Below are 22,392 nucleotides of genomic sequence, written 5' to 3' on the forward strand. Positions count from 1 at the left end.
AAAGTCGCTACTATGAAAATAATAATTTCTTTGATGGTGAAATATTCATAAGTAATTTAGGTAATAATAATGTCTGCAATTGCTGGTGTTATTTTTACTACTTTTTATTTCTCTTATTATTAATTAGGTTCAATATGAATTAGAATGCTAATTAATTCAGGGATTTCTTGCTTTAGTTTATCTTTAAGTGCATGAGAGATGGCATGGCCTTTTCTGATTGTTAGGTTTGCGTCCAAAGTGGCATGCATGTCCACTAAATAGTTCATCCCAGATTTGCGAATAAGACATTTTTCAATAGCAATAATGCCATCAACATTTGAAGCTACTTTTTTAATAGAAATTATTAAATCGTCATATAAATGTTCATCCATAATTTCTGCTAGTGCTGTTTTTAGAAGCAGAAAACAATTGTAGAAGATAAACGCTGCTGCAAAAAGAGCTGCCCAATCGTCTGCATACTCAAATCCTTTTCCAAATAGTAGAGCAACAGAAATCCCAATAAATGCAGCTATAGAGGTAATCGCATCGCTTCTGTGATGCCAGGCGTCAGCTTTTAATGCAGAGCTGTTGATTTTTTTACTTTTAAGTAATACGAATCTATAGCAACCTTCTTTCCAAAGGATTATAGCCCCAAGCACATAGAGAGTCCAGGCTTCTGGTGAGGCATGCGGTTGCTGTAAGTTTTGAATGCTTTGATAGGTAATGATGGAGGCTGATACAGCTAGAAAGGCAACTATTAAGAAAGTAATAAGTGATTCTGCTTTTCCGTAGCCATAAGGATAATTTCTGTCAGCAGGCTTGCTTGAGTATTTAATGCCGAACAGTACAAAAATAGATGAGAAAATATCCGAAGTAGATTCAATCGCGTCAGCTTTTATTGCGTAGGAATTACCAAAAAAACCAGCGAACCACTTGATAATAGCTAAGCAGGTATTTCCTAGGATACTAAAATAGGCTGTTTTGATAGCTGTTTGCTCTTTGGACATCTATAAGATTGTAACATACATGGCAATAGAATTTTATGGGCTGGAGATTAATTTTAATTAAATGTTTATGCAAGAAAACTAAGGGATATTACGTTATATTAATATAAGCTTCGCAAAAGGGGGATTTGTTATGGTGGAAATACAAGGGATTCAAAATATAAACTCAAGTGAGGTTTCTTCTGATTTAGGGGTTTTGAAAACCGAATCTTTGAGTACCAAAAAAGATGATCAGTTAAAAATTAAGTCCATGGAGGAAACTTCTACAGAAGAAGAAGTTGTAGCGGTTGATTTAAGCGTCTCTGTTAATTTAAAAAGTATAGAAGGCAATGACTCCTTACCAGACTTAATGAAGGTGGAATCAAATAAAAATTTCGTTTCTAAAGCAGAGTTTATGGCGGCTAAGAATAAAGTCCAGGCAACTGAGGCAAATACGGCATCAGCTGGGTCTGATGCAAATCGACCATCTTTTAGTACAGCTTCAGAGTAAAAATAGTTTCTTTAGAATATTTTATTTAAACGCTATTTCTATAGTTTCTTTCGGCAATGGTTTGGTAAGAAGACTAACTATTGGTATTACGAAAAACGGAACAATCATTGCGATGCTGGCAGACAATGGTGACTGTGATGCTGGAAGAGCGTAAAAGAGAATGATTGCAGTTAGAAAACCACTAATCATTCCTGCCCAGCTGGCTAATTTGGTTGTTTTTTTCCAAAACAATCCATAGACATAGGGAGCCATAAAGGAACCAGCAACAACACCCCAAGATAAAGACATTAAGGTAACAATAACGCTAAACTGGAACCTAGCAATAACCCAAGAGCATATGATAAAAATTCCACTCAAAACTCTCATCAGAATAAGTAGTTGTTTTTGAGACGCTTTTTTGTTGATGGTTCCATTGTAAAAGTCCATAACAAGAGCAGACGCAGAGACAAGAACAAGAGAGGATAAAGTAGACATTGAGGCCGAGATAATTAGTATTAAAATCACTGCCATAAAATATGGTGGTAAATATTGATTAAGCATAGTTGGGATAAATAAATCAAATACTGGTTGACCTTCCACTATTGGTACCGAGGTAAAAAAGACATGCGTCATAGAACCAATGAAATAAGCAGCAAAGACTATAACTGTTGCAAAGACAGTGGTAATGATGGCTGCTTTGTTGATAAGGGACTCATCTTTTATTGCATAAAACTTTTGAATCATTTGTGGTAGTCCCCATGTTCCAAAAGAGGTCATGAAAACTAGTGAGGCAAGCGTAAGCCAACCTGCTTGTTTTCCTACAGGAATGTGAGCGCTGTAATTGGTGATAATTGTACTAATAGAGGGCATTAGTCCTCCAGCGTGATTGCTAAGAGTTATTACCATTAGGATGGAGCCAAAGAACATAATGACGCCCATTACAAGATCATTAATGGCTATAGCAAAATAGCCTCCTAGTACTAAATATACTCCGGTTAAGAGAATCATTGAAAATAGGGCAAGATCATAAGGAATATTGAAGCTTATTTCAAAAAGATGGCCCAAACCTTTAAAGACGGAGGCAGAATAGGGAAGTAAGAAAATGAAAATAATGAGCGATGAGAAAATTTTTAAGGCAGGGCTTAAGTATCTTTGATTAAAGAACTCTGGCATAGTTAGTGCGTTGAGGTTGTTAGTCATTCTTCTGGTTCTTTTTCCTAAAACTTTCCAGGAAAGATAGCAGCCAATAACAACGTTTCCAAGTGCAATCCATAAAACATTGATGCCAAAACCCCATCCGAGTTTTCCAGCGAAACCAATGAACAATACGGCAGAGAAATAAGTAGTTCCATAAGCGATTCCAGAGAGCCAAGCCCCAATTGTTCTGGAGCCTAAGAAGAAATCGTTAACAGAAGATATTTTTTTCATGCTCCAGATGCCTATTGAGATAATTACCAAAACAAAAATAGTTAAGAAAATTGCATTAATCATAATTTAAGTTATCCTTTCAAGCGTTAATAAATAAAATGTATCATTTATTTTATAGAACTGTCGAGAGTCAAAAAATAATAGTATAAAAAAAGCCCCACGATAGTGAGGCTTTTTTGTTTAATCAAATAAGTTAAATGTTTTTTATTTAGGGCGAGCTGCGTTAACTGTAATTGCTCTTCCATTTAAATCTTTACCATTTAATGCTGTGATAGCTGCTGTCGCTTCTGCTGTGTCATCCATCGTTACGAAACCGAAACCTTTGGAACGATCTGTGTCTCTATCTTTAACGATTTTAACTTTGCTTACTTCTCCGAATTCTGAGAACATTTCTTGTAAATCGTTTTCTCTTACTTCATATTTTAAATTTCCTACGTATATATCCATTTTTTCTCCTTTTCCTTTTGATATCGATTAGTTTTGGGAATTGTTTGTGTGTTTTTGATGCTTAACTTAACCATTTACTCCAAACCTAAATTTATAAGTGCAATCAAGACAAAACTTGCTCATACTTATATCTTTTTAAATTATATACTGATATTTTTTAGGATGCAATATTCTATTCAAAAAATACATTAAAGATAGTAATAGAATTTCTTGAAATAGTTGAATTAGTGGATTAAACTCCATTGCTGGAATTTTTAGGAGTTTTCATGAATCAATTTAGGAAGAAATTAACCAAGATAAAAAACTTGTTAAACAACGCAGAAAAGGCAAGTTTAAAGTTTAAAAAAACATACAAGCTAGATTGTTTTGCTGGCTGCGGGAAATGCTGCTCGAATGATAGCGTAGAAGCTTCTAGTTTAGAGTTTTTGCCCTTAGCAGAAGATATTTGGAAGAATGGCGGTGCGCTTGAATTGCTAGAGAAATTAAAGGATATTGATAGTTTAAGTCCTTGTGTCTTTTACGTTCATGACGGGATTGATTCAACCAAAGGGTTTTGTTCAGCATATAAAATGCGTGGTCTAATATGTAGATTGTTTGGATTTTCTTTGCGCAAGAACAAGGCTGGTGGTCAGGATGTACTTACGTGTAAAGCAATTAAAGAAAAATATAATTTGGCTAATGTTTTGTTTGAAGATACAGAACAAGAATATTTGATGTCAGCATATTATCTTCAATTGGCCGACATCGATTACAGTCGTGCCTTTAAAAGGTTTCCAATTAATCAAGCAATCATGGAAGCAATGCTTGAGTACGGATTATTGAATTCTTTTCACAAGCCAAGAGGGACAAAGCAAACACCTAGCATAAAGGCGAGTTAGTTTTTAATAAATAACACTAGGATAACAACAGTCTGAGATTATTTAAATAATTTTCTTTTGTTTAATAAGGCAATGTAGCTTTCGGATAATGAATCCCTTCTATGTGGAAAGAACCCCTTGTTAACAGTATGAACGCCTTCTATAGTGTAAAAAGCCTTTGGGTTTATGTCTTGGATAATTTTGATTACTCTTTTTTCATGAACTTTGTTGATTACAGTAAAGATAATACTAACTTCTTGGTCTATGCCTTGACCTTGAACCTCGGTTATTCCAACCTGGCAATCTTTTAAAGCAGCAATGAGTTCTTTTACTTTTTTTGTAGCAATTATTCTAATTAGTACAATATTTTCTGCAAACTTTTCAACTAAGAGTACTCCCATAAAGTTGCCAACTGCGAAACCACCAGCATAAGCAAAGTAGTACACTACATTGGTGAGATTTTGAATGACTTGGCTAATAACAACAAGCCAAAGTAACGCTTCGAAAAACCCGAGCAAAGCAGTGATAGCCTTTTGTCCTCTAGAAATATAAATTATTCGGATAGTTCCAATGGTAACATCGATTATTCTTGAACAGAATATTAAAAAAGCGATGATTACAATATCCCAAGGTATCTGCATGTAGTGGTTTTCCCTTCTAGTGTTTATTAAAGTATAGCACGTTGAGTAGCTCGTTTGCGTATTTGTTTAGATGTTTAAGGGGCTAATGAGCTATAATAGTTATATGATAAATATATTAGACTTTGGATTGAAAGAACTTCAGAAAGAGTTCACCAAAAACGAGTTTCTGGGCTATAAAGCTAAGCAAGTGTTTGAGTGGATTTATAAGAAAGCTGTCTTTGACTTTGTGAAAATGACTTCTATTTCTTTTGCTGATGCTAAGAAGCTACAAGAAGTATTTGAGCCAATACTTTTGGACTATAAGAAGAAGACAGGAATTTCTACCGTCAAATTTTTAATTAATACGCATGATGGGTTTGTTATAGAATGCGTTGTTATCCCTAGCAACAAAGGGAATACCTTATGTGTTTCAACACAAATTGGTTGTGCGCTTAAGTGTGATTTTTGTGAGACAGGCAAGGGTGGGTTTAAGCGAGACTTAACTTCGGCAGAGATAATTTTGCAGTATTTAGTGGCGCGTCAGGAAGGATATGATGTTGAACGAGTTGTTTATATGGGAATGGGCGAACCATTACTTAATTTGGACAATGTTTTAAAAGCTACCAATATCCTTAATGATGAAAATGGTGCGAATATTGGAATGCGAAGATTTACATTATCCACAGCGGGCATTATTCCAGGAATAAAAAAGATGATAGAAAAGGGCGTTAAATTGAATTTGGCAGTATCTTTACATGCAGCGAACAATGCTTTAAGAACTAAGTTGATGCCAATTAGTGAGAAATACAAATTAAGAGAGCTTCTTGCTGTACTTGTGGAATATCGTGAGGCAACTAGCCGTCGAATAACTTTGGAGTATGTGTTACTGCAAGGTGTTAACGATACCGACATGGATATTGAGCAATTGGTAAGCTTAGTTAAAGGAACAGATTTTCATATCAACCTGATTCCTTACAATCCGACCTCTTCTGGATATAAAGTTTCCAATAATATGGACAGGTTTTTAGAAAAGCTAGAAAAAGCGAAAGTTAATGTAACTAAGCGAAGAAGTGAAGGGGGCGACATCAATGCAGCTTGTGGGATGTTGTCTGGCAAAAAGTGATTGATGGCTTAAATGTTGCTTTTTTTGATATAGATGGAACGCTTCATCATGGCGACACTATTTGGGAAACTATTCATAAGAAAAATGGCACTTGGGAAAGCCATGGCAGAGTTTATCTAGAAAAGTATCTTAATAAACAAATCAATTTTAAAGAGTTTGCTTGTTTGGATGTAGCAGCTTGGAAAGGTTTGTCAGAAGCTGTAGTGCTAGAGGCTGTCGCTGAGTTTAAAGTTGTTCCAGAAGCAGAGAGGCTATTAAACAAATTAAGGGTAACCGGTGTAGACGTTTATCTTGTAACCAACAGTTTGTCGCATGTTGCCAGAGATATTGTTGCTAGGCTTGGATTGACTGGGCATATTTCCAACGATTTGATTGTTCACGACGGAAGATTAACTGGTGAAATTCTGATAAACATTAACTACTATGATAAGGGCGATGTTGTAAGGAAAATATTAGCTGAAATGAATAATCCAGTTTCGTTGGCTATTGGTGATGGTGGTAATGATTTGGCAATGTTAAAAGAAGTTACTTATCCAATATTGTATAATCCAAAAGAGAGAAGTTTTCCTGACTATAAAGGGTTTGTGGCTAGAGATTGGGGCGAGGTGTTGGAGTATTTTGAAAAGTAACCTTAGTCCGCTGATTTGTCAGATAAGGTTATTGAGTAGCAAGAGTTCAGATTAATCCTTGTCTCTTTAAGACTCCCTAATGGAGGGAGCTGTCACCGAAGGTGACTGAGGGAGCAAACCTTTGCTTAACGTTTATCTATTGGAATATAGCTCCGTGGTTCTGCAATGCCTTTATAGGCTGGACGAATAATTTTGCCACCGTTGGCCATTTCTTCTATACGGTGTGCAGACCATCCTGCAATACGAGCTATCGCAAAAAGTGGAGTGTATAATTCTTCTGGGATACCTAACATTTTATAAACAAAACCTGAAAAGAAGTCTACGTTAGCGCTTACACCTTTGTAGATTTTTCTTTTTTCTCCAATTATTTCAGGTGCAAGAGTTTCTATTTTTACATGAAGATTAAATTCATCAAGCAGGCCTTTTTCTTCGGCAAGCTTTTTAGCGTAGTCTCTAAGAATGATTGCTCTTGGGTCTGAAAGTGAATAAACAGCATGTCCAATTCCGTAGATTAATCCAGAATTATCAAAGGCTTCCTTGTTAAGTAATTTCAAGATATAGCTTTTAACTTCTTCGTCATTTTCCCAATCTTTTATTTCTTTTTTGATTTCATCAAACATATGTACTGCTTTAATGTTGGCTCCACCATGACGGGGTCCTTTTAAGGAACCAAGCGCTCCAGCTATAGTTGAGTAGGTGTCTGTGCCACTAGAAGAAAGTAAATGAGTCGCAAACGTAGAGTTGTTGCCGCCACCATGTTCAGCATGAAGTACTAATGATATATCTAGGAGCTTTGCTTCTAAATCAGTGTATTTGCTATCACTGCGTAACATATACAGAATGTTTTCTGCAGTAGAAAGCTCAGGTTTGGGATGGTGAATGACTAAACTTTTTCCTTCAAACTGATGGATGTAAGCCCTATAGGAATAAACAGCGAGTAGAGGGAAGGTGGCAATAAGCTTTATGCATTGCTCTAAAATATTTTTGATGGAAATATTGTCAGGGTCTTTATCGAAAGTATATAAACCTAAAACTGCTCTTGCCATAGCATTCATAACGTCGCTACTTGGCATTTTTAAGATACCATCATGAACAAATCTTTTGGATAGTTTTCTAGATTCAACTAGCATGTCTTCAAAGCTTTTTAATTCTTTTTTGTTTGGCAAATCTCCAAAAAGCAATAAATAGCACGTTTCTTCAAACCCAAAATGTTCGCTTGCAGAAAAGCCGTTCACTAAGTCTTGTATTTCTATTCCTCTATAAATGAGTTTTCCGTGAGCAGATGAACCGTCTGCATTGTAAGCATGTACTTCGCCTATTTGGGTAAGTCCAGCTAATACGCCTTTTCCGTTGACGTCACGAAGACCTCTTTTGACATCATATTTAGTATATAGTTCTGATTTTACTAGACTTTTTTTAGTAGCTATTTCGCTCCAATTTGTAAGGAGCTGTTCTTTTTTTGTTAACTTTTCTTCATTAGTTTTTTCCATTAGGCCTACCTTAATTGTTTATTTGTTAGATTATTATAACATATAGATTTTGTAAATTAATTCTGTATAAGTTGTTTTATGTGAAAAAATCAGAGGGGCAACATCATCACAATGTTGCCCCTCCAAGCTAAATTACCAACGGTTGTTTGTTGGGCGTTCTTCTTTAGGTTTAGCTAAAGATACCTTTAAGTCTCTTCCGCCTAAATCTTTACCATTAAATGATTTGATTACAGCGTTAGCTTCTTCTTCTGAACTCATTTCAACAAATCCAAATCCTTTTGAACGATTTGTTTCTCTATCCATGATTACATTAGCAGATACTACCTTGCCAGCTTCTGAAAATAATTCTGTGATAGAATCATTAGTTGCTGAAAATGGTAGATTTCCTACGTATAGTTTATTTTGCATATTTTTTCTCCTTTCTTAATAATTAACAGACTTTAGACTACGCACAGAGTGCGGTAAATTTTAAGAGAAATAATTAGGGGGAAAATTTTAACAATCACAAGAACCATGTAAAAAATATCTATAACTAATTCTATTATTCTAAGTACTATTTTGGGTTATTGTATATCCTTTTTTTTATCTTGGCTAGTATTATTTTTTTATTTAATCTATTAATTTATAATAATGGTTTGCCAAGACGTGCTAAGCCATCTCGAAGTTTGATTAGTAAGTGGCGACTATCAACAAAAGATAAGTCTATTTTTTTAGCAATAAGCTTTTTTTCTTGAAAAGTAGCATTTAGCTCTTTAGCGAGTTTGGTTGAATAGCATTCTAGATTAAATTCATAATTTAGCCTTAAGCTACGCTGATCCCAATTAGCAGAACCAATAAAACACCAGAAATCATCTACCACCATAAATTTGCTGTGATCAAAGGGAGCGGCTCCTAAATAAACTTCACTCCAATTTAGTATTTGCCACATTTGAGCCATAGCGGCCCATTGTACCAAGCGAAAATTATTTTTTTCTGGTATCATAATTGTTATTTTCACGCCACGTCTTGAAGCACTTTTAAGCGCAGAAATGAGCGTACTGTCAGGGAGAAAATAGGGGGACTGAATAGTGATTGATGACCTTGAACAGCTGATAGCTCCTAGAATAGTATCTCTTAATTGGTCAGAACCATCGTCTGGACCATCGCTAATGCCTCTGGCTGGGATATTTCCTGCGGCCTTGATGGTGGGAAACCATTCGGGAGTGGTTAGCTCCTCATTTGTTATATATGCCCAGTCGAGCACAAAGGTTTCTTGTAAATGTCTAACGACAGGCCCCTCAATTTTAAAGTGAATATCTTGAATGGGGTTTTTAGGATTATTTGCTTGTATAGAAAAACGACTGAGGTTCATTCCTCCGGTAAAACCTATTTTCCCGTCAATAACAATAATTTTTTTATGATTTCTTAGGTTTAAATACTGTGTTTTCCAGGGGAGAAGGGTCGGATTAAATAAATGGACGCGAATATTGTTCTTTTTCAAGAGCTTAAACATACTAGGTAAGGAATAGAAGGCCCCTACACCATCAATAAAAACATTGACTATAACGCCTCTTTTCTTCGCTTGAATGAGTGCTTGGAGAAAAGGGTGGCAAGTTTCATGGCCATCAAAAATGTAAGAACAGAGGTTTATGGAGTGTTTAGCTTGTCCCATTGCTGTAAGAATCGCTGGATACGCTTCATCTCCATTTTTATATAAACTAATAGCGTTTCCGGGTAATAATGGAGTGAATATTATTTTGTCTACAATTTTTTCTATTTGTTGTAAATGTTTTTTAGTTATAGGTACATTTTTATTTGCGAAAGGGCATTCTTCTTGGTTTGGTAATCGAAGTTGTTTAGTTTTTAGGGTATTTTTTAAAACTTTTTTCTTTACTCTATTAATACCAAATAAAAAATAAGCCACAATTCCAAAGAAAGGATAGATAAAAATAAACAAAATCCAGTTTAGAGCAGAGCTGGCACTCCTTTTGTTTAAAATAACATGGCTGATTGCGAAAATCGCCAAGGTAATGTGAATAAAAATTATTAATCTTGCAAGCATATTCTTATTATATACCAGATTATATAACATAATGAAAATGAAGGATTATTATTTGGGATTTTTGAATAAAAAGAAGATAAATTTAATTTATTAAGTTTTATAATTTTTAGAGAGGAATATTGGAATATTTTAGTTATTAGCTTTATAATTAAAAAAAAGTTCTGGGAGGATAGTATTATGAAAAATAAAACAATGTTGATGGCTTTAAGCGTTCTCACCTTTTTGTTTATGCTAACGCTCAATGCCTTAGCCAATATTTTGCCAATTAATGGTTATAACACTGGTCAACTTTCTGATATGTACCCTAATTTATTCGTTCCAGCAGGAATTACTTTTTCAATTTGGGGATTAATTTATATAGCGCTTATATTGTTTATCTATGGTTTATATAAGCTAAAACTTTCAGAAGAAAAGGGATTTATGAATATCTCAATTCTGTTTAGTATTAGTAATTTGTTGAACGGCTGCTGGATTTTGGCCTGGCATTATAAGTTTGTATTTATTTCCTTAATAATAATGATTTTGCTTCTTATTACCTTATCTGCGATGTATTCATCAGTCAAAAAACTTAATAACAGTAAGGGTGTCTTTCTTGTAAAGTCAGCTACAAGCTTGTATCTTGGCTGGATATCCTTAGCTACTGTTGCCAATTTTTCTGCTTTTTTGGTGAATATAGGATGGAATAGGTTTGGTTTTAGCGAGGTATTTTGGACTTTATTTATGATTATAGTTGTTTTGGGTTTAACTATAGTTTTCTTATTAAGAGAAAAGGATATAGTTTTTTCTCTGGTTGTCTTGTGGGCATATTGGGGGATTGTTATTAAAAGATTAGCAACAGTTCCAGTTTATAATCAAATAGTTATTACCACAGAATTATCAATGGTAGTTGTTTTTGTTTTAATGCTATTAACAGTCTTGAGGTTATTTAAAAAATCATAAAACATATTTTTTTATTTTTGCTATCTTTATCTTTTGGTGTAAACATTTCTGGAGATATAATTAGATTATCTGGAAAACATCCAGTAGTTGTTAATCTTTATAATTTGGAAAGCTGGGCAAAGAATACGCCTTTCAGGCAGTTAGTTGTCCCAACAGAAATAGTAGGAAAGACCTTTAAGTTCGAAGTTCCTACCGGAGATTATGGGATAGTTGTTATTGAAGATAAAGACAGGAACGGGAAGTTAAGCTTTGGTCTTTTTGGTCCTTCTGAGCCAGCAAAGGTTTATAATTTAGATAAAATAGTTTTTGGCCCACCTGATTTTAATGATTTTAAGTTTAGCGTTACTTCAGACATAAAAGATTTAACTATAAAGTTTTAATAATGAGACTTTGGAGTATTCATCCTTCATATTTAGATTCAATTGGCTTAGTGGCTTTATGGCGGGAGGCTTTGTTAGCACAAAAAGTGTTGCAAGGTGAAACAAAAGGATACAAAAACCATCCTCAGCTTATCCGTTTTAAGGAAGCCGACAATTCATTAGAAGCAATAGGTTCTTATCTACAAACCATCTGGGACGAAGCCAAAACACGAGGCTATTCTTTTGATAAATCAAAGATATTTCTATGTAATAAACTAACTCGGTTGCCAATCACAGATGGGCAATTAAAAATAGAGTTTAATTGGTTATGTGAAAAGCTCAAAAAACGTTCTCCTGAAAAACATAGTTCTCTTTTATTTGTTAAGGAAGTTGAACCAAATTCTATGTTTGATGTTTGCCATGGTCCAAAAGCTTTTTGGGAAAAAGCTTTTTTAGCAGCAATTCCCGAAGTTTAATTTAAATATAGTCTAGTAAATAAAAACCTTTTATTTTGTCATATTTTAACCAACCAGACCCACTGTTCTCAACTGCTTGGATGTGTTTTTTGATAACTTTGGCGTCTAGCTTAATTCCTCTATACTGCGGTCCAGTAAAGAGACGTTGGAAAGACAATTTATCTACTTCAGAAGCATCGACTAGTTTGCAATAAGTTTGGACATTATCAACTCTTGAGTAAGATGCCAAGATGTCTTTGATTCGCTCGGATTGGGTAGGGATATCTGTTAATTGCATGTTTTATTAAACTCCTGATTATTTATTTAATAAGTATAGCAAAAGAATGACAATAAAAATATTAATACTATTAATTTAAATTAACATATGTGCAGGCGTGGGTAATGTTGTGATCCAAAAGACTTCTTTTTTATAATTCTTCTAATTATCTGTGCTTGCATCAAATCTTTTATTTGATAATCCAATCAACCCTCGAAGCAATCCATGCAGGATAGCAATTGGTAAAAACAAAATACCCAGAATTAACATTCCCATTTCGTAAAACAAGGAGCTGTCTTTGTATGTTTTCCCATGCAGTCGGGACAGAAATGCGCTAAAGGGTATTCCATAGATATTTCCAGCAATCATTATTTGGGCTGCTGAAAGAATAATTTGTGCTGTTTCTTCCCCGTATTCCTTCACAATAGAATCATAAGAATATTTTTTGGGAAAGCCTCTTGAATCAGCAAAGTGTTGGGCAAACATTATGGCTTTTGCTTCTTCAGGCTTAATAAAATTATCAGCTCCGCTTAGAAAACTACTTATTTCTTCATTGCTCATGCCTTGTTGTAACGCCATTTTTGTATGCTGATAGGAACAAGCTGCGCAACCATTTACTTCGGTTACAGCTAGTTGTAACCGTTCTATAAAATGCTTATTAACTAATTTGCTTTTATTGTTCTTAATTAATTTTGCTATAGCTCTTGGAGCAAAAACAAAAGAACGATACATTTCCAATAAACTGAACTTTCGCTTAAATTCATTTTTATGAACTACTGCTTCTGACAATGTGAGATTCTTTTTCATGTACTTGCTCTTCCTTTTTATTTAAATTTATTTTATTAGAATCTAATACTACTCTATAATTAGTATTATGCCAGAACAAACTATTATAAGTATAACAAAACTGAATAAATTAAAATTAAGAATGGAAACTTTAGGCATTAAAGAACAAGATCTTGTTGAGAAGTTCATCTTAGGCTCGGGAAGCGGAGGTCAAAAAGTCAACAAAACAGCTTCTACTGTTTATCTTAAATATCTCCCAACTGGCGAAGAGGTGAAGTGTGGGGAAGAGCGTTCGCGGGCAATTAATCGATTTTTAGCACGCAGAATATTATGTGATGTAATTGAAAAAAAAATCTTAGGTAAAGAATCTAAAAAACAACAAGATATAGAAAAAATAAGACGACAAAAAAACCGTAGATCTAGAAAAGCTAAAGAGAAGGTTCTTTTATTCAAACGCAAAACATCTGAAAAGAAACAAAATAGAAAAATAACTAATGATGATTAACTTGTAGTGCTTTTAAAGCATAATCCTTGAAACATTCTTTCTTGCTTTTTATCTTCAGTTGGGGCATCCTTATTGAAAACATTATAAGGAGTTTAGTTATATGAGGCATGTATTTTTGTCTATGGTAATAATATTGGGAAGTTTTTTGTACGCTGATTCGAGTTGGCAAACAAAAGCAGATGTTAGGTTTAATCTTTCGCAGACTGCTTATGACAATTGGAAAGATGGTGGTGAAAATACTTGGATTTGGCAGTTAGGTTTTCTGGGAAGTCACGATCAAATCAAACCTGAAACTAATTGGAAAAATAGCTTAAAGGTCAATTATGGCCAGAGTCGTCAAGGATCGGAAGAAATCAGAAAATCCAGCGACGAATTGCGTTTCATTTCTGTATATTCATGGAAAAAAAGTAACGTTTATGCCGCTTTCAATTTGTTGTCTCAAATTTCTGAAGGCAAAGATTATAGTGGGCTTACGCCGGCATTGGTTTCTTTTGCCTTTGATCCTTTGTATTTAACGGAAAGTTTAGGGTATGAAACCTTGCTATTAAATGCTATTACTACACGAGTTGGGGTTGCGTTAAAACAAACAATTGCCAATAAAACCTCCTTGACGTCTAGTAAGTCTGAATTTGGTGTTGAGTTTGTGACAGAATTTGCTCATAAACTGACTGAAACAGTATCTTATGCCACTACTTTACAGCTATTTTCACAATTGAAGTCAGTAGATCAGATTGATGTTTATTGGGATAATGATGTAAAGGGAAAATTAACTTCAGATTTGAACTGGATATTCAACATTAATTTGAAATATAACAAAGACGTATCTTCAATAGTTCAATTAAAGCAAACGTTTGCGTTGCAATATTTATTTTCTTTGATATAAAAACAAATTTCTATTTAGTTTATTGAAAGTAAGTCTAATGTGGCTAGTTTACAATAAAAAGCTTCATCTAAGTGACTTCAAAGGATAAGAGAAAAGAATTAGGAGAAAGAAAATTAAAAAGCTTATAGTAATGCGTTTTTTTAATTTGGCTCCCCGGTGCGGATTCGAACCACAGACCCATTGGTTAACAGCCAATTGCTCTACCAGCTGAGCTACCAGGGAACACTGTGCAATATTTAACTATATAAATTAAGTATCGTCAATAAGTTGAAATGAGCATATTTTTGTTGTTGAAAGAAAAATATGCTCATAAGCCTTTGTCATTGTAACTGTCTGTTGTAAAATAAAAATACATCCTGTTGGGAAGTGGGAACGATGAAGTTAAGTATTAGATATAAGGTGCCTCTGTTTTTTTCAATAACCATAATAGCTACAGCTATAATTTCTGTTTTTATAATTGCGTATATGAGCAATTACAGAATGATAGGAACTCATAAAAATTTAGTAAGAAAATTCGCTTATGAGAATGCAAGCGAAGTATTATCAAAAAATAAAAATCAGCTGGAATATAAAATGATGCTCTTGGGTAAGGAAAGCAATCATTTGAAAGCTTTCTTTTTAATAGACAATAAAAAAGAACTTGTAGCCAAATATGATCCTGGAAGCATTGTAGACCCCAGCAGTTATTTTTTGTTCTGTGATAAAGATTGTGAAAAAGATTTAGATTTTATTAAAGAGGGCAGTCAACATGTAACTATTATGAGGCTTGAGATTAGTGGAATGTTGATTGGTGTTCTTGGCGGAGTGTTTGATAAACCAAGCTTTTGGGGTTTATTAACTGAAATTGAGGATAGCGTAAAACTTTCTTTACTTGTTTTTTTTCTTGTCTCTTTTGTGTTAGTCATTTTTATATCAGAACTGTTAAGCAAACAAATAGTTAATCCCATTATGGAGATTTCTAGATTTATTAATGAAAACAGTCATTTAAGTCCTGATTTAATGAAAAATATCAAGATTAAGAAAAAGAAATGTTGGCTTTATAAAAAATGTAACAATCAGGAATGTGAAAGCTATAAGGATGATAATAATAATTGTTGGGATAGGTATTTCGAAAACCAGAAAAATAATGTTTCAAACCCAATGCTAGCTCCTTGTTTTGAGTGCTCTGTTTTCCTTCGAAAAGAAGATGATGAGATTGATAGATTGAAAATATTTTTAAACCAACTTATTTCTAAAATGAGAGCTCAGTATAAACAGGGTAAACAATATAGCCAGTCACTTGAGGAGAAGGTTAATAGACGCACAGCTGAACTAAGAGAGATTACAGACGACCTAATAGCTGCAAACTTAAAAACACAGATGATTATAGAAAATGTCGCAGAGGGGATAGTTGTTGTAGATAAAAATAATTACGTCATTCAGTTCAATCAAGAAGCAAAGAGAGACTTTTTAATAAAAGACGATAAAAATATTTTCGGTAGTAATATGGAAGATGTTTGGGAAGACAAGGTAGCCGTAAAAGAAATAGCCGCAATCGTTGCAAGAACATTTGCCTTACATAAAGGATTAGACATAGAATTAATATATGAAGTAGCAGATAAAAAAAAGCATTTTGTGGTTAGAACAACAATTGTTACTAATGAGCATCTTGATGAAACTTTTGTTATTTTACTCATCAGGAATAACACTAACGAGAAGATAGTTGAGAATTTTAAAAATGATTTTTTCCATATGATATCACACGATCTGAAGAACCCTTTATCCAGCGTTATTGGGTTCATTGATCTTTTATTACATGGTTCAAATAAAGATAAATTGCATGAGAAGCAGAAAAAATATTTAGAGTTTGCTAACAAAAGTGCTGGGGATCTAAAAAAGATGCTCGATGACCTTAGTACAATCATCAAGATGCAACAGCGTAAAATAGAATTGGATAAAGAAACTTTTGTTTTAAATGATTTGTTTGTTGAAGTACAACAGTCTTTTTATCCTTTGTTTGTTCAAAATGAAACCGATTTTAAATTTAAAGTTACACCTAACGATCTTACTATCGTTGCTGACTACCAAAGAATAAAGCAAGTGCTCTCTAACCTGATTGGTAATGCAGTTAAGTCTGGAGAAAATGTTGTTGTTAAAATGGAAGCCGTCAAATTGGCTTCTGATACAATAATTGTTGTAGAAGATAATGGAGAAGGAATACCCGCAGACAAGATACCTTTATTGTTTGAACGATTTGCTCAATTATATACTTACCAAGAAGCAGACGCAGGGCTTGGCCTGGGGCTGTCTATTGTAAAAAATATAATTAACCTACATAATGGAACTATAAGTGTTGATAGTCAGATAAACAAAGGAACAAAATTTACAATAACGCTGCCGAATAATGGTTAATTTATTTACATATTTATCTTTAGAAAGCATTTCATTAGGGCAACTGTACCAACAGTTCGTCATTATATTGTTTTCAGTGATCATATTGTTTTCTGCTTATATAAGCATAGTTAAGCTTCCCGCTAGCCACAACATGAAGCTTAGATTTAAAGTGGTTTTTATTAGTAATTTTATTGTTTTATTTGTTTCTTGTCTTTTTTTTATATTCCTTAGATTAGCAAAGTATAGCTACCATACTTCCGCCTTTTGGTTGCCAATATTTAGTATTGTTATTCAGCTTGGATACCTTTTAGGTCATATAATATTGCCCTTAGCGCTTATTATTCCAGAATATATTCGTGATGGAAGATTTAAAAGAGTTTTAGCTTTTTTTGTCACTATTTTTGTTTTGGTGACAGTCTTTTTAATCGCTATTGCGCTTAATCCGAGCTGGACAAAAGCTTATGTTTTGTTTATTAACAAAGGCTGGCTACTTGTAGCAATTGAGTTGTTTTTTATTATTAGCGTTGGGTTTATGCTTATTTTAAGCAAACTTAAGTCTAATATTTTTCTTTCTTTGGCCTGTACTAATTTGTTTTTTGCAAATGGGTTACACTTGATGACACTATTACAACCAAGGTATATCAAATATTTAGTTGTTTATAATTTGCTGATCATTTTAGCCAACATATTTGTGGAAATTTATATTTTCTTTGAAATAATCAAAGCTCTTCGAGTTAGCAATAACGAGGTGCAAAAGCTCAATAAAGAGTTGGAAAGCAGAATTCAAGAACGTACTCAGGATTTGTTTAATAGCAATAAGGAATTATTTCAGACTAACTACATGCTTCATCAGGAAAAAGAGAAATTAAACGCAATAATCCGCAATATAGACGAAGGTATTATCGTGAGCAATGTAATGGGCAACATTCTGTTGGTTAATGATAGTGCCAATAGAATCTTAGGCATCAAAGATAAACAGATAGGTTCATCCATCAAAGGAATAATACAGGACAATGAATATATAAAAGACATGAATGGGTTGGTTCTTAAAAAGGTTAGAAAGATAAGTAAAGATATTGTTGTAAATCTTGACGGTGAAGAGCGACACATTCAATACATTTCTACCCTTTCTATTGACTCCAAAGATAATATTATTGGGATTATTACTTTGATTAGGGATGTTTCCAAAGAGATAGAAGTGGAAAGGTTAAAAACAGGATTTCTAAAAACAATCTCGCATGAATTAAAGACTCCATTAACAACGATTATTGGCTTTGCGGAAACTTTGTCTTCAGAGAGAAGAGGTCAGCTTAATAGTGATCAGAAAGATTTCGTTGATATTATAGTTAAAGAGGGCGAGCATTTGCATAGGTTAATTTCTAATCTTTTAGAGTTTACAAAAATAAGCTCTAGTAAGGCTAGCCTTATGTATGAAGAGTTTAACCTTAGATCCCTAATAACGGAAATAATGGAAAGTTTTTTGCCAATAGTCGAGTCTAAAGGAATTAAAATGAGCATTGATGAAGGAGCTATTATCCCCTCTATTCAAGCAGATAAGTTGAAAATACAAAAGGCATTTTTAAACATTATTAAGAATGCAATTGATTATACAAACGAGGGAGAAATTACTGTCTCTTTTCATGTTGCTAAGAAAAAAATTATAACAATTATTAAGGATACAGGGGTTGGAATACCAGAAAGTGAGCAGATAAGAATATTTGATACTTTTTTTCAGTATGACCAGAAGAAAGTTTCAGGTTATAAGAGCGGGTTAGGCTTGGGGCTTGCCTTAGCAAAGAATTTTATTCAGGTTCACGATGGGAAAATATGGGTAGAGAGCGGACAAGACAAGGGGTCAACCTTTTTTATTGAACTTCCGGTTGCTCGATAAGAATATGTTGATGATCCAATAATGGATTGGTTTTAGGAAAATCTTCTCTATAATGAGTGCCTCTGCTTTCTTCTCTTTTTAAAGCATTTTCCGTTATAAGTTTGGCAGTAATTAACATATTTTTAGTTTCACTAAGAAGAACTATTTCTTTGGAGGTTAAAGTAATTGCTTTATTGTACAAATCATTAAGGATATTTTTTAATTTCATTAGCTCTTGCTTGTTCCTTTTAATCCCGACTTTAGCATACATTTCTTTTTGAATAGTTTTTTTCATGTTCAGTAGTTCGTCTTTTGTTATATTATTTGTTTTAGTTACTGCTTTGGTTTCCTCTGTATTAATTGTTAGTGGCATTGTTTTGATTTTCTTATTTATGTCTTCTGCTGCTTTGTGTCCAAAAACCATACACTCAAGTAATGAATTGCTCGCTAACCTATTCGCTCCATGAACTCCAGTTGAGGCTACTTCTCCACAAGCGTAGAGATTTGTTATCGAGGTGTGAGCCTTCGTGTCTGTTTTGATGCCACCTATCATATAATGGGCAGCAGGAATGACAGCAATTGGCTCTTTGGTTAAATCTATTCCCGCTTCGAGGCAACTAGAATAGATTACCGGAAATTTATCAGGAATATTGGGGATAGGCCGCATATCCAGGAATACTTTTTTGTTATTTTGGAGTTGGGTGTAAATAGCTCTTGCTACAATATCTCTTGGGGCTAATTCACCTCTTTTATCATAATCAAACAGGAAGCGCTTGTTGTCTTCATTAAAAATAATTGCACCTTCTCCTCTGACAGATTCAGAAATCAAAAAATTTTTAATTTTACCTTTTTCAAGAAGAATTGCTGTTGGGTGAAATTGATAGAACTCCATGTCTCTGATCTCTGCGCCAGCAAGATAGGCAGCAGCTAGTCCGTCGCCCGTACTGCCTTCCCAATTTGTTGTTTTATCAAAAACTGCGCCAGCTCCACCTGTTGCAAGAATTGTGCACTTTGATGAGAGGTACAATTCTTTTTTTGTTTTTATGTTGATAAACTTTGCACCATAACAATGGTTGTTTTGGACCAGTAAGTTTTGAAGGAATAAATTTTCGATGAGGGTGATGTTCGGTCTATTGAGTGCTTCGTTAGAGAGTGTTGATTGTATGCTAAAACCGGTGGTGTCTCTAACATGCATAATTCTTCTGCTACTGTGAGCAGCTTCTTTTAGAAATTCAAATTCGTTGTCGTGCGTTCGGTCAAACTTTACACCATGGTTAATTAAATCCCAGACTCTGGTAGGCCCTTCTGTCACTAACATATTGACAGCATCTTCGTCTGAAAGTTCACAGCCGGTGAGCATTGTGTCATTTTTGTGTACTGGAATATCGGAAGGTTCTTGTAAGGCTACAGCCACCCCTCCTTGTGCGTAAAAAGAGTTTGTGTTGTTCATTTGCCCTTTGGTGACGATGGTTACTTGGAGAGAGCTATTTAAGTCGATTGCAGCAGTTAATCCTGCTATTCCACCTCCTATGATTAGGACATCAGTAGTTTGTGCATTTTTCATAGGATTATTATAGTCCAATTATTATTTTAAGGCGATAAATATAGTTTTATGAAAAATGAAAAGTGAGTATTTTTCCAACAACTTTTAGTTCTTGCATTAAAGGTGAAAAATGGATATTAACTTTTCTCCCATCTTTTAGTTCAAATAAACCAATATTGCAATTAGTATCTGTGCATTTTTTATATTTGGTTAGAAATCCCTTGCTGTTAACAATTTGGATAGAAAAATATTTAATTAATTGGTCTTCAGTATCATCATTAATTACGGTTTCAGGTAAATCCCAATCAATGCTTAACCTAGTGTTAGATTTAATGACGTCGCCATTTTGACTTAAAACTAGAACCCCATCACAGTACTCTGCTTGAAGTAGGCTATCTAAAATCCCATTATAAGCTTTGGTAGTTTTTTCTGACTTTATTCTTCTACTATACTCGTCTTTTAATAGAATATTGATTTCTTTGATTGCCTCTGATTTTTCATCTATAGTTTCAAGAAGATTTTTTTGTGTCAAAGAACATTCTTTTTCTGCTATTTTTCTTTTGTTAATTTCATTATTTAGTGTGTTTATTTGTTGTGCAGCTGTTTCTTTCATTTGCATATAACCATTTATAAGTGGTTCAAACTCGGAGTTTTTTAACTTTGAACATTCATATAATGGTTCTGTTATATCTCCACTTTTAATTATTTCGTCTAAATCATTAACTAATTTTTGTAGAGGTTTTGTAATTATTGAGGCGAACAATTTGATTAAACATAAACTTAAAAAGAAGGTAATAAGGGCCATGGCTATGCTAACAAAAAAGGCTTTTCTTTTTTCGTTATTGATTTTATTTTTTGTATATTCAAGTATTATGCCTCCAATAGGAGTATCATTTAGTTGGATTGGAATGTTAACGTATAAAAATTTGTTGGAAAAAAAGATAGAGGGTGTTTTTTGATGAAGTGCTTTTTGAAGTCTAGGAAAAATTAAAAGTGGTTCCTTGTCGACACTGTGAATAGTTTGTCTGTCAGTGTAAACATAAACTTCGTTTAGGTTTTGCATCCTTTTTTTTAAGGTTGTGAAGAGGATTTCCCCTTGTAAATCAAAAATTATATTGAGGTATGTTTTTTGATCATTGATTTCTTTAATATTTTCTAGTTTATCAAGAGCTGCGATTTGAAATGGAAATATTAAATTAATTGATTCTTGTTTTAAGTTTTCTATGAGGATGGTTTTGGAATTATAAAATAAGAACAGTCCAGCTAGAGAAGAAACAATAATTTGCATTAAAAAAGTAGTAACAATTATTTTGCTTTGTAAGGTGCTTATTAGTTTTTTTTTCTTGTTTTTATTCATGATTATTTTCTTGCTTTTAAAGAGTCTAAATATTGTTTATTGATTAAGATAGGCTTGATAAGAGTTTCTTTTTGATAGGAGGCTTGGGATAAAATTTGTTTTGTTATTAAAATGGTTTTTTCTGCCATTTGGTTAGAGTCTTGAGCAATCGTTCCCTCGATTCTACCAGTTTTTATTAAACTAAGTGTTTGGGGAAGTCCATCAAAGCCTAAGAAAAAAAGATGATTACTAGATTTTAAAGTTCTATAAAAAGCTTCTGAGACAATAATGCCTGGGTCCCAGCAACTAAAGACGGCGTTGAAGTTGGAGTCAACGGTTAGAAATTGTTTGCTGAGGTTATAGGCTTTTTCAGTTAGCCAGTCAGCATAGACAACCTGGTATTTTATATTTTCTTGTTCACAAATTTCAGTAAATCCTTGTATTCTAAGTTGAGAATTGGGGTGTTGTTTTTCGCCTCCGAGTATTAATACTTTTGGATTAGTGGTGTTTTTAAGTTTTTCGGCAATAAACTTACCTGCCATTCTTGCACCAAAAAGGTTGTCAGAGGTAATAAAGGCTGCAACAGCGGGATGATTAAAGTTACTATCAATTAATACTACTGGTATTTTTGCTGTTTTAAATTTATCAAGAATAGCTACTAGTTTTTTTTGATTAAATGGTGAGCCAAGCCCAAGTATTAATGCACACACTTTGTTTTCTAAGGCAAATTCCATTAACTGTGTTTGTTCTTGATCAAAGGGCAGGAAGGGGGGCGTTAAATCTATAATGTCTATTCCGTGTAATTGGGAATAATTTTGAATTTTTTCTCCCAGTTCTTCCCAGAAAGGTTTTTCTAGAGAATAACCAATATAAATTACTTTATGAGGAATATTTTCTATGCATGCAGCATAGGTTATTACGCTTATGGCTAAGATAAAAGAAAAAATAATCTTTTTAACCATTATGTTATATATCATAA

The 22,392-nt window shown here is 33.7% G+C and carries 23 protein-coding genes and 1 tRNA gene; 11 read left to right on the forward strand and 13 right to left on the reverse strand.

Features of this window, described 5'->3' with window-relative positions; all coding sequences use genetic code 11:
- Positions 1–119 precede the first annotated feature (119 nt).
- Entirely contained in the window at positions 120–986 is an 867-nt protein-coding gene (locus PHF25_01420) for a cation diffusion facilitator family transporter (GenBank protein ID MDD4526679.1), read from the reverse strand.
- A gap of 130 nt (positions 987–1,116) precedes the next feature.
- On the opposite strand from PHF25_01420, the gene PHF25_01425 reads away from it, so the two are divergent.
- Positions 1,117–1,473 (forward strand): hypothetical protein, encoded by a 357-nt coding sequence (locus tag PHF25_01425; protein ID MDD4526680.1) that lies wholly within the window; start codon positions 1,117–1,119, stop codon positions 1,471–1,473.
- A gap of 21 nt (positions 1,474–1,494) precedes the next feature.
- Here PHF25_01425 and PHF25_01430 read toward each other — a convergent pair whose 3' ends face one another.
- Complete coding sequence (locus PHF25_01430) at positions 1,495–2,943, reverse strand: sodium transporter (protein ID MDD4526681.1); 1,449 nt, start codon at positions 2,941–2,943, stop codon at positions 1,495–1,497.
- A 141-nt stretch (positions 2,944–3,084) separates the two neighbouring features.
- Entirely contained in the window at positions 3,085–3,327 is a 243-nt protein-coding gene (locus PHF25_01435) for an RNA-binding protein (GenBank protein ID MDD4526682.1), read from the reverse strand.
- 266 nt (positions 3,328–3,593) lie between these two features.
- On the opposite strand from PHF25_01435, the gene PHF25_01440 reads away from it, so the two are divergent.
- Positions 3,594–4,205 carry a YkgJ family cysteine cluster protein gene (locus tag PHF25_01440; GenBank protein ID MDD4526683.1) on the forward strand — a complete coding sequence of 204 codons (612 nt, stop codon included), beginning with the start codon at positions 3,594–3,596 and terminating at the stop codon, positions 4,203–4,205.
- Positions 4,206–4,243: 38 nt separating this feature from the next.
- Here the strand turns inward: PHF25_01440 and PHF25_01445 are convergent, their stop codons facing one another.
- Positions 4,244–4,825: a DUF5698 domain-containing protein gene (locus PHF25_01445; GenBank protein MDD4526684.1), complete on the reverse strand. Its 582-nt coding sequence runs from the start codon at positions 4,823–4,825 to the stop codon at positions 4,244–4,246.
- Positions 4,826–4,928: 103 nt separating this feature from the next.
- Between PHF25_01445 and rlmN the strand changes: the two genes are divergently transcribed.
- Complete coding sequence (gene rlmN / locus PHF25_01450; GenBank protein ID MDD4526685.1) at positions 4,929–5,927, forward strand: 23S rRNA (adenine(2503)-C(2))-methyltransferase RlmN; 999 nt, start codon at positions 4,929–4,931, stop codon at positions 5,925–5,927.
- Positions 5,924–6,556 (forward strand): HAD family phosphatase, encoded by a 633-nt coding sequence (locus PHF25_01455; protein ID MDD4526686.1) that lies wholly within the window; start codon positions 5,924–5,926, stop codon positions 6,554–6,556. Before rlmN ends, PHF25_01455 begins: the two co-directional genes overlap by 4 nt.
- 125 nt (positions 6,557–6,681) lie before the next feature.
- Here the strand turns inward: PHF25_01455 and PHF25_01460 are convergent, their stop codons facing one another.
- From PHF25_01460 to cls, 3 genes are all read right to left on the reverse strand, one after another.
- Positions 6,682–8,046 carry a citrate/2-methylcitrate synthase gene (locus PHF25_01460; protein ID MDD4526687.1) on the reverse strand — a complete coding sequence of 455 codons (1,365 nt, stop codon included), beginning with the start codon at positions 8,044–8,046 and terminating at the stop codon, positions 6,682–6,684.
- Between the two features lie 132 nt (positions 8,047–8,178).
- Entirely contained in the window at positions 8,179–8,454 is a 276-nt protein-coding gene (locus PHF25_01465; protein MDD4526688.1) for an RNA-binding protein, read from the reverse strand.
- 214 nt (positions 8,455–8,668) lie between these two features.
- A complete protein-coding gene (gene cls, locus PHF25_01470) occupies positions 8,669–10,087 on the reverse strand; it encodes a cardiolipin synthase (protein ID MDD4526689.1) in 1,419 nt (472 codons plus the stop codon).
- Positions 10,088–10,264: 177 nt separating this feature from the next.
- Here cls and PHF25_01475 point away from each other — a divergent pair, with 177 nt between their 5' ends.
- The 3 genes from PHF25_01475 to PHF25_01485 are packed head-to-tail and all read left to right on the forward strand — an operon-like array spanning position 10,265 to position 11,861.
- Entirely contained in the window at positions 10,265–11,026 is a 762-nt protein-coding gene (locus PHF25_01475; protein MDD4526690.1) for a tryptophan-rich sensory protein, read from the forward strand.
- Positions 11,027–11,043: 17 nt separating this feature from the next.
- A complete protein-coding gene (locus tag PHF25_01480) occupies positions 11,044–11,406 on the forward strand; it encodes a DUF2141 domain-containing protein (protein ID MDD4526691.1) in 363 nt (120 codons plus the stop codon).
- 2 nt (positions 11,407–11,408) lie between these two features.
- The gene (locus PHF25_01485; GenBank protein MDD4526692.1) at positions 11,409–11,861 is read left to right on the forward strand and encodes a pyrimidine dimer DNA glycosylase/endonuclease V; all 453 of its coding nucleotides are present in this window, start codon (positions 11,409–11,411) and stop codon (positions 11,859–11,861) included.
- Between the two features lies 1 nt (position 11,862).
- On the opposite strand, the gene PHF25_01490 is transcribed toward PHF25_01485, so the two are convergent.
- Together PHF25_01490 and PHF25_01495 are read right to left on the reverse strand one after the other, a co-directional pair.
- Positions 11,863–12,138, reverse strand: a complete 276-nt coding sequence (locus PHF25_01490; protein ID MDD4526693.1) for a hypothetical protein — start codon at positions 12,136–12,138, stop codon at positions 11,863–11,865.
- 141 nt (positions 12,139–12,279) lie between these two features.
- Positions 12,280–12,924: a carboxymuconolactone decarboxylase family protein gene (locus PHF25_01495; GenBank protein ID MDD4526694.1), complete on the reverse strand. Its 645-nt coding sequence runs from the start codon at positions 12,922–12,924 to the stop codon at positions 12,280–12,282.
- A gap of 67 nt (positions 12,925–12,991) precedes the next feature.
- Here PHF25_01495 and PHF25_01500 point away from each other — a divergent pair, with 67 nt between their 5' ends.
- Together PHF25_01500 and PHF25_01505 are read left to right on the forward strand one after the other, a co-directional pair.
- On the forward strand, positions 12,992–13,408 hold the full coding sequence (locus PHF25_01500) for a peptide chain release factor-like protein (protein MDD4526695.1): 417 nt from the start codon (positions 12,992–12,994) through the stop codon (positions 13,406–13,408).
- Positions 13,409–13,508: 100 nt separating this feature from the next.
- The gene (locus PHF25_01505) at positions 13,509–14,291 is read left to right on the forward strand and encodes a DUF3078 domain-containing protein (protein MDD4526696.1); all 783 of its coding nucleotides are present in this window, start codon (positions 13,509–13,511) and stop codon (positions 14,289–14,291) included.
- A 146-nt stretch (positions 14,292–14,437) separates the two neighbouring features.
- Here PHF25_01505 and PHF25_01510 read toward each other — a convergent pair.
- Positions 14,438–14,513 (reverse strand) — tRNA-Asn (locus tag PHF25_01510).
- Positions 14,514–14,666: 153 nt separating this feature from the next.
- Here PHF25_01510 and PHF25_01515 point away from each other — a divergent pair.
- Together PHF25_01515 and PHF25_01520 are read left to right on the forward strand one after the other, a co-directional pair.
- Positions 14,667–16,682, forward strand: coding sequence for a HAMP domain-containing sensor histidine kinase (locus tag PHF25_01515; protein MDD4526697.1), 2,016 nt, complete (start codon positions 14,667–14,669; stop codon positions 16,680–16,682).
- The gene (locus tag PHF25_01520; protein ID MDD4526698.1) at positions 16,675–18,555 is read left to right on the forward strand and encodes an ATP-binding protein; all 1,881 of its coding nucleotides are present in this window, start codon (positions 16,675–16,677) and stop codon (positions 18,553–18,555) included. The genes PHF25_01515 and PHF25_01520 overlap by 8 nt, the downstream gene beginning before the upstream one ends.
- Here PHF25_01520 and nadB read toward each other — a convergent pair.
- Genes nadB through PHF25_01535 form a run of 3 tightly spaced genes read right to left on the reverse strand, consistent with a single transcriptional unit; the run spans position 18,530 to position 22,375 of the window.
- Complete coding sequence (gene nadB / locus PHF25_01525; protein ID MDD4526699.1) at positions 18,530–20,098, reverse strand: L-aspartate oxidase; 1,569 nt, start codon at positions 20,096–20,098, stop codon at positions 18,530–18,532. The genes PHF25_01520 and nadB overlap by 26 nt on opposite strands.
- Before the next feature lie 46 nt (positions 20,099–20,144).
- Positions 20,145–21,434 (reverse strand): hypothetical protein, encoded by a 1,290-nt coding sequence (locus PHF25_01530; GenBank protein MDD4526700.1) that lies wholly within the window; start codon positions 21,432–21,434, stop codon positions 20,145–20,147.
- 2 nt (positions 21,435–21,436) lie between these two features.
- Positions 21,437–22,375 (reverse strand): sugar ABC transporter substrate-binding protein, encoded by a 939-nt coding sequence (locus tag PHF25_01535; GenBank protein ID MDD4526701.1) that lies wholly within the window; start codon positions 22,373–22,375, stop codon positions 21,437–21,439.
- Between the last annotated feature and the right edge of the window lie 17 nt (positions 22,376–22,392).

Source organism: Candidatus Margulisiibacteriota bacterium (assembly GCA_028706105.1).
Lineage (GTDB): Bacteria > Margulisbacteria > Riflemargulisbacteria > GWF2-35-9 > DYQY01 > DYQY01.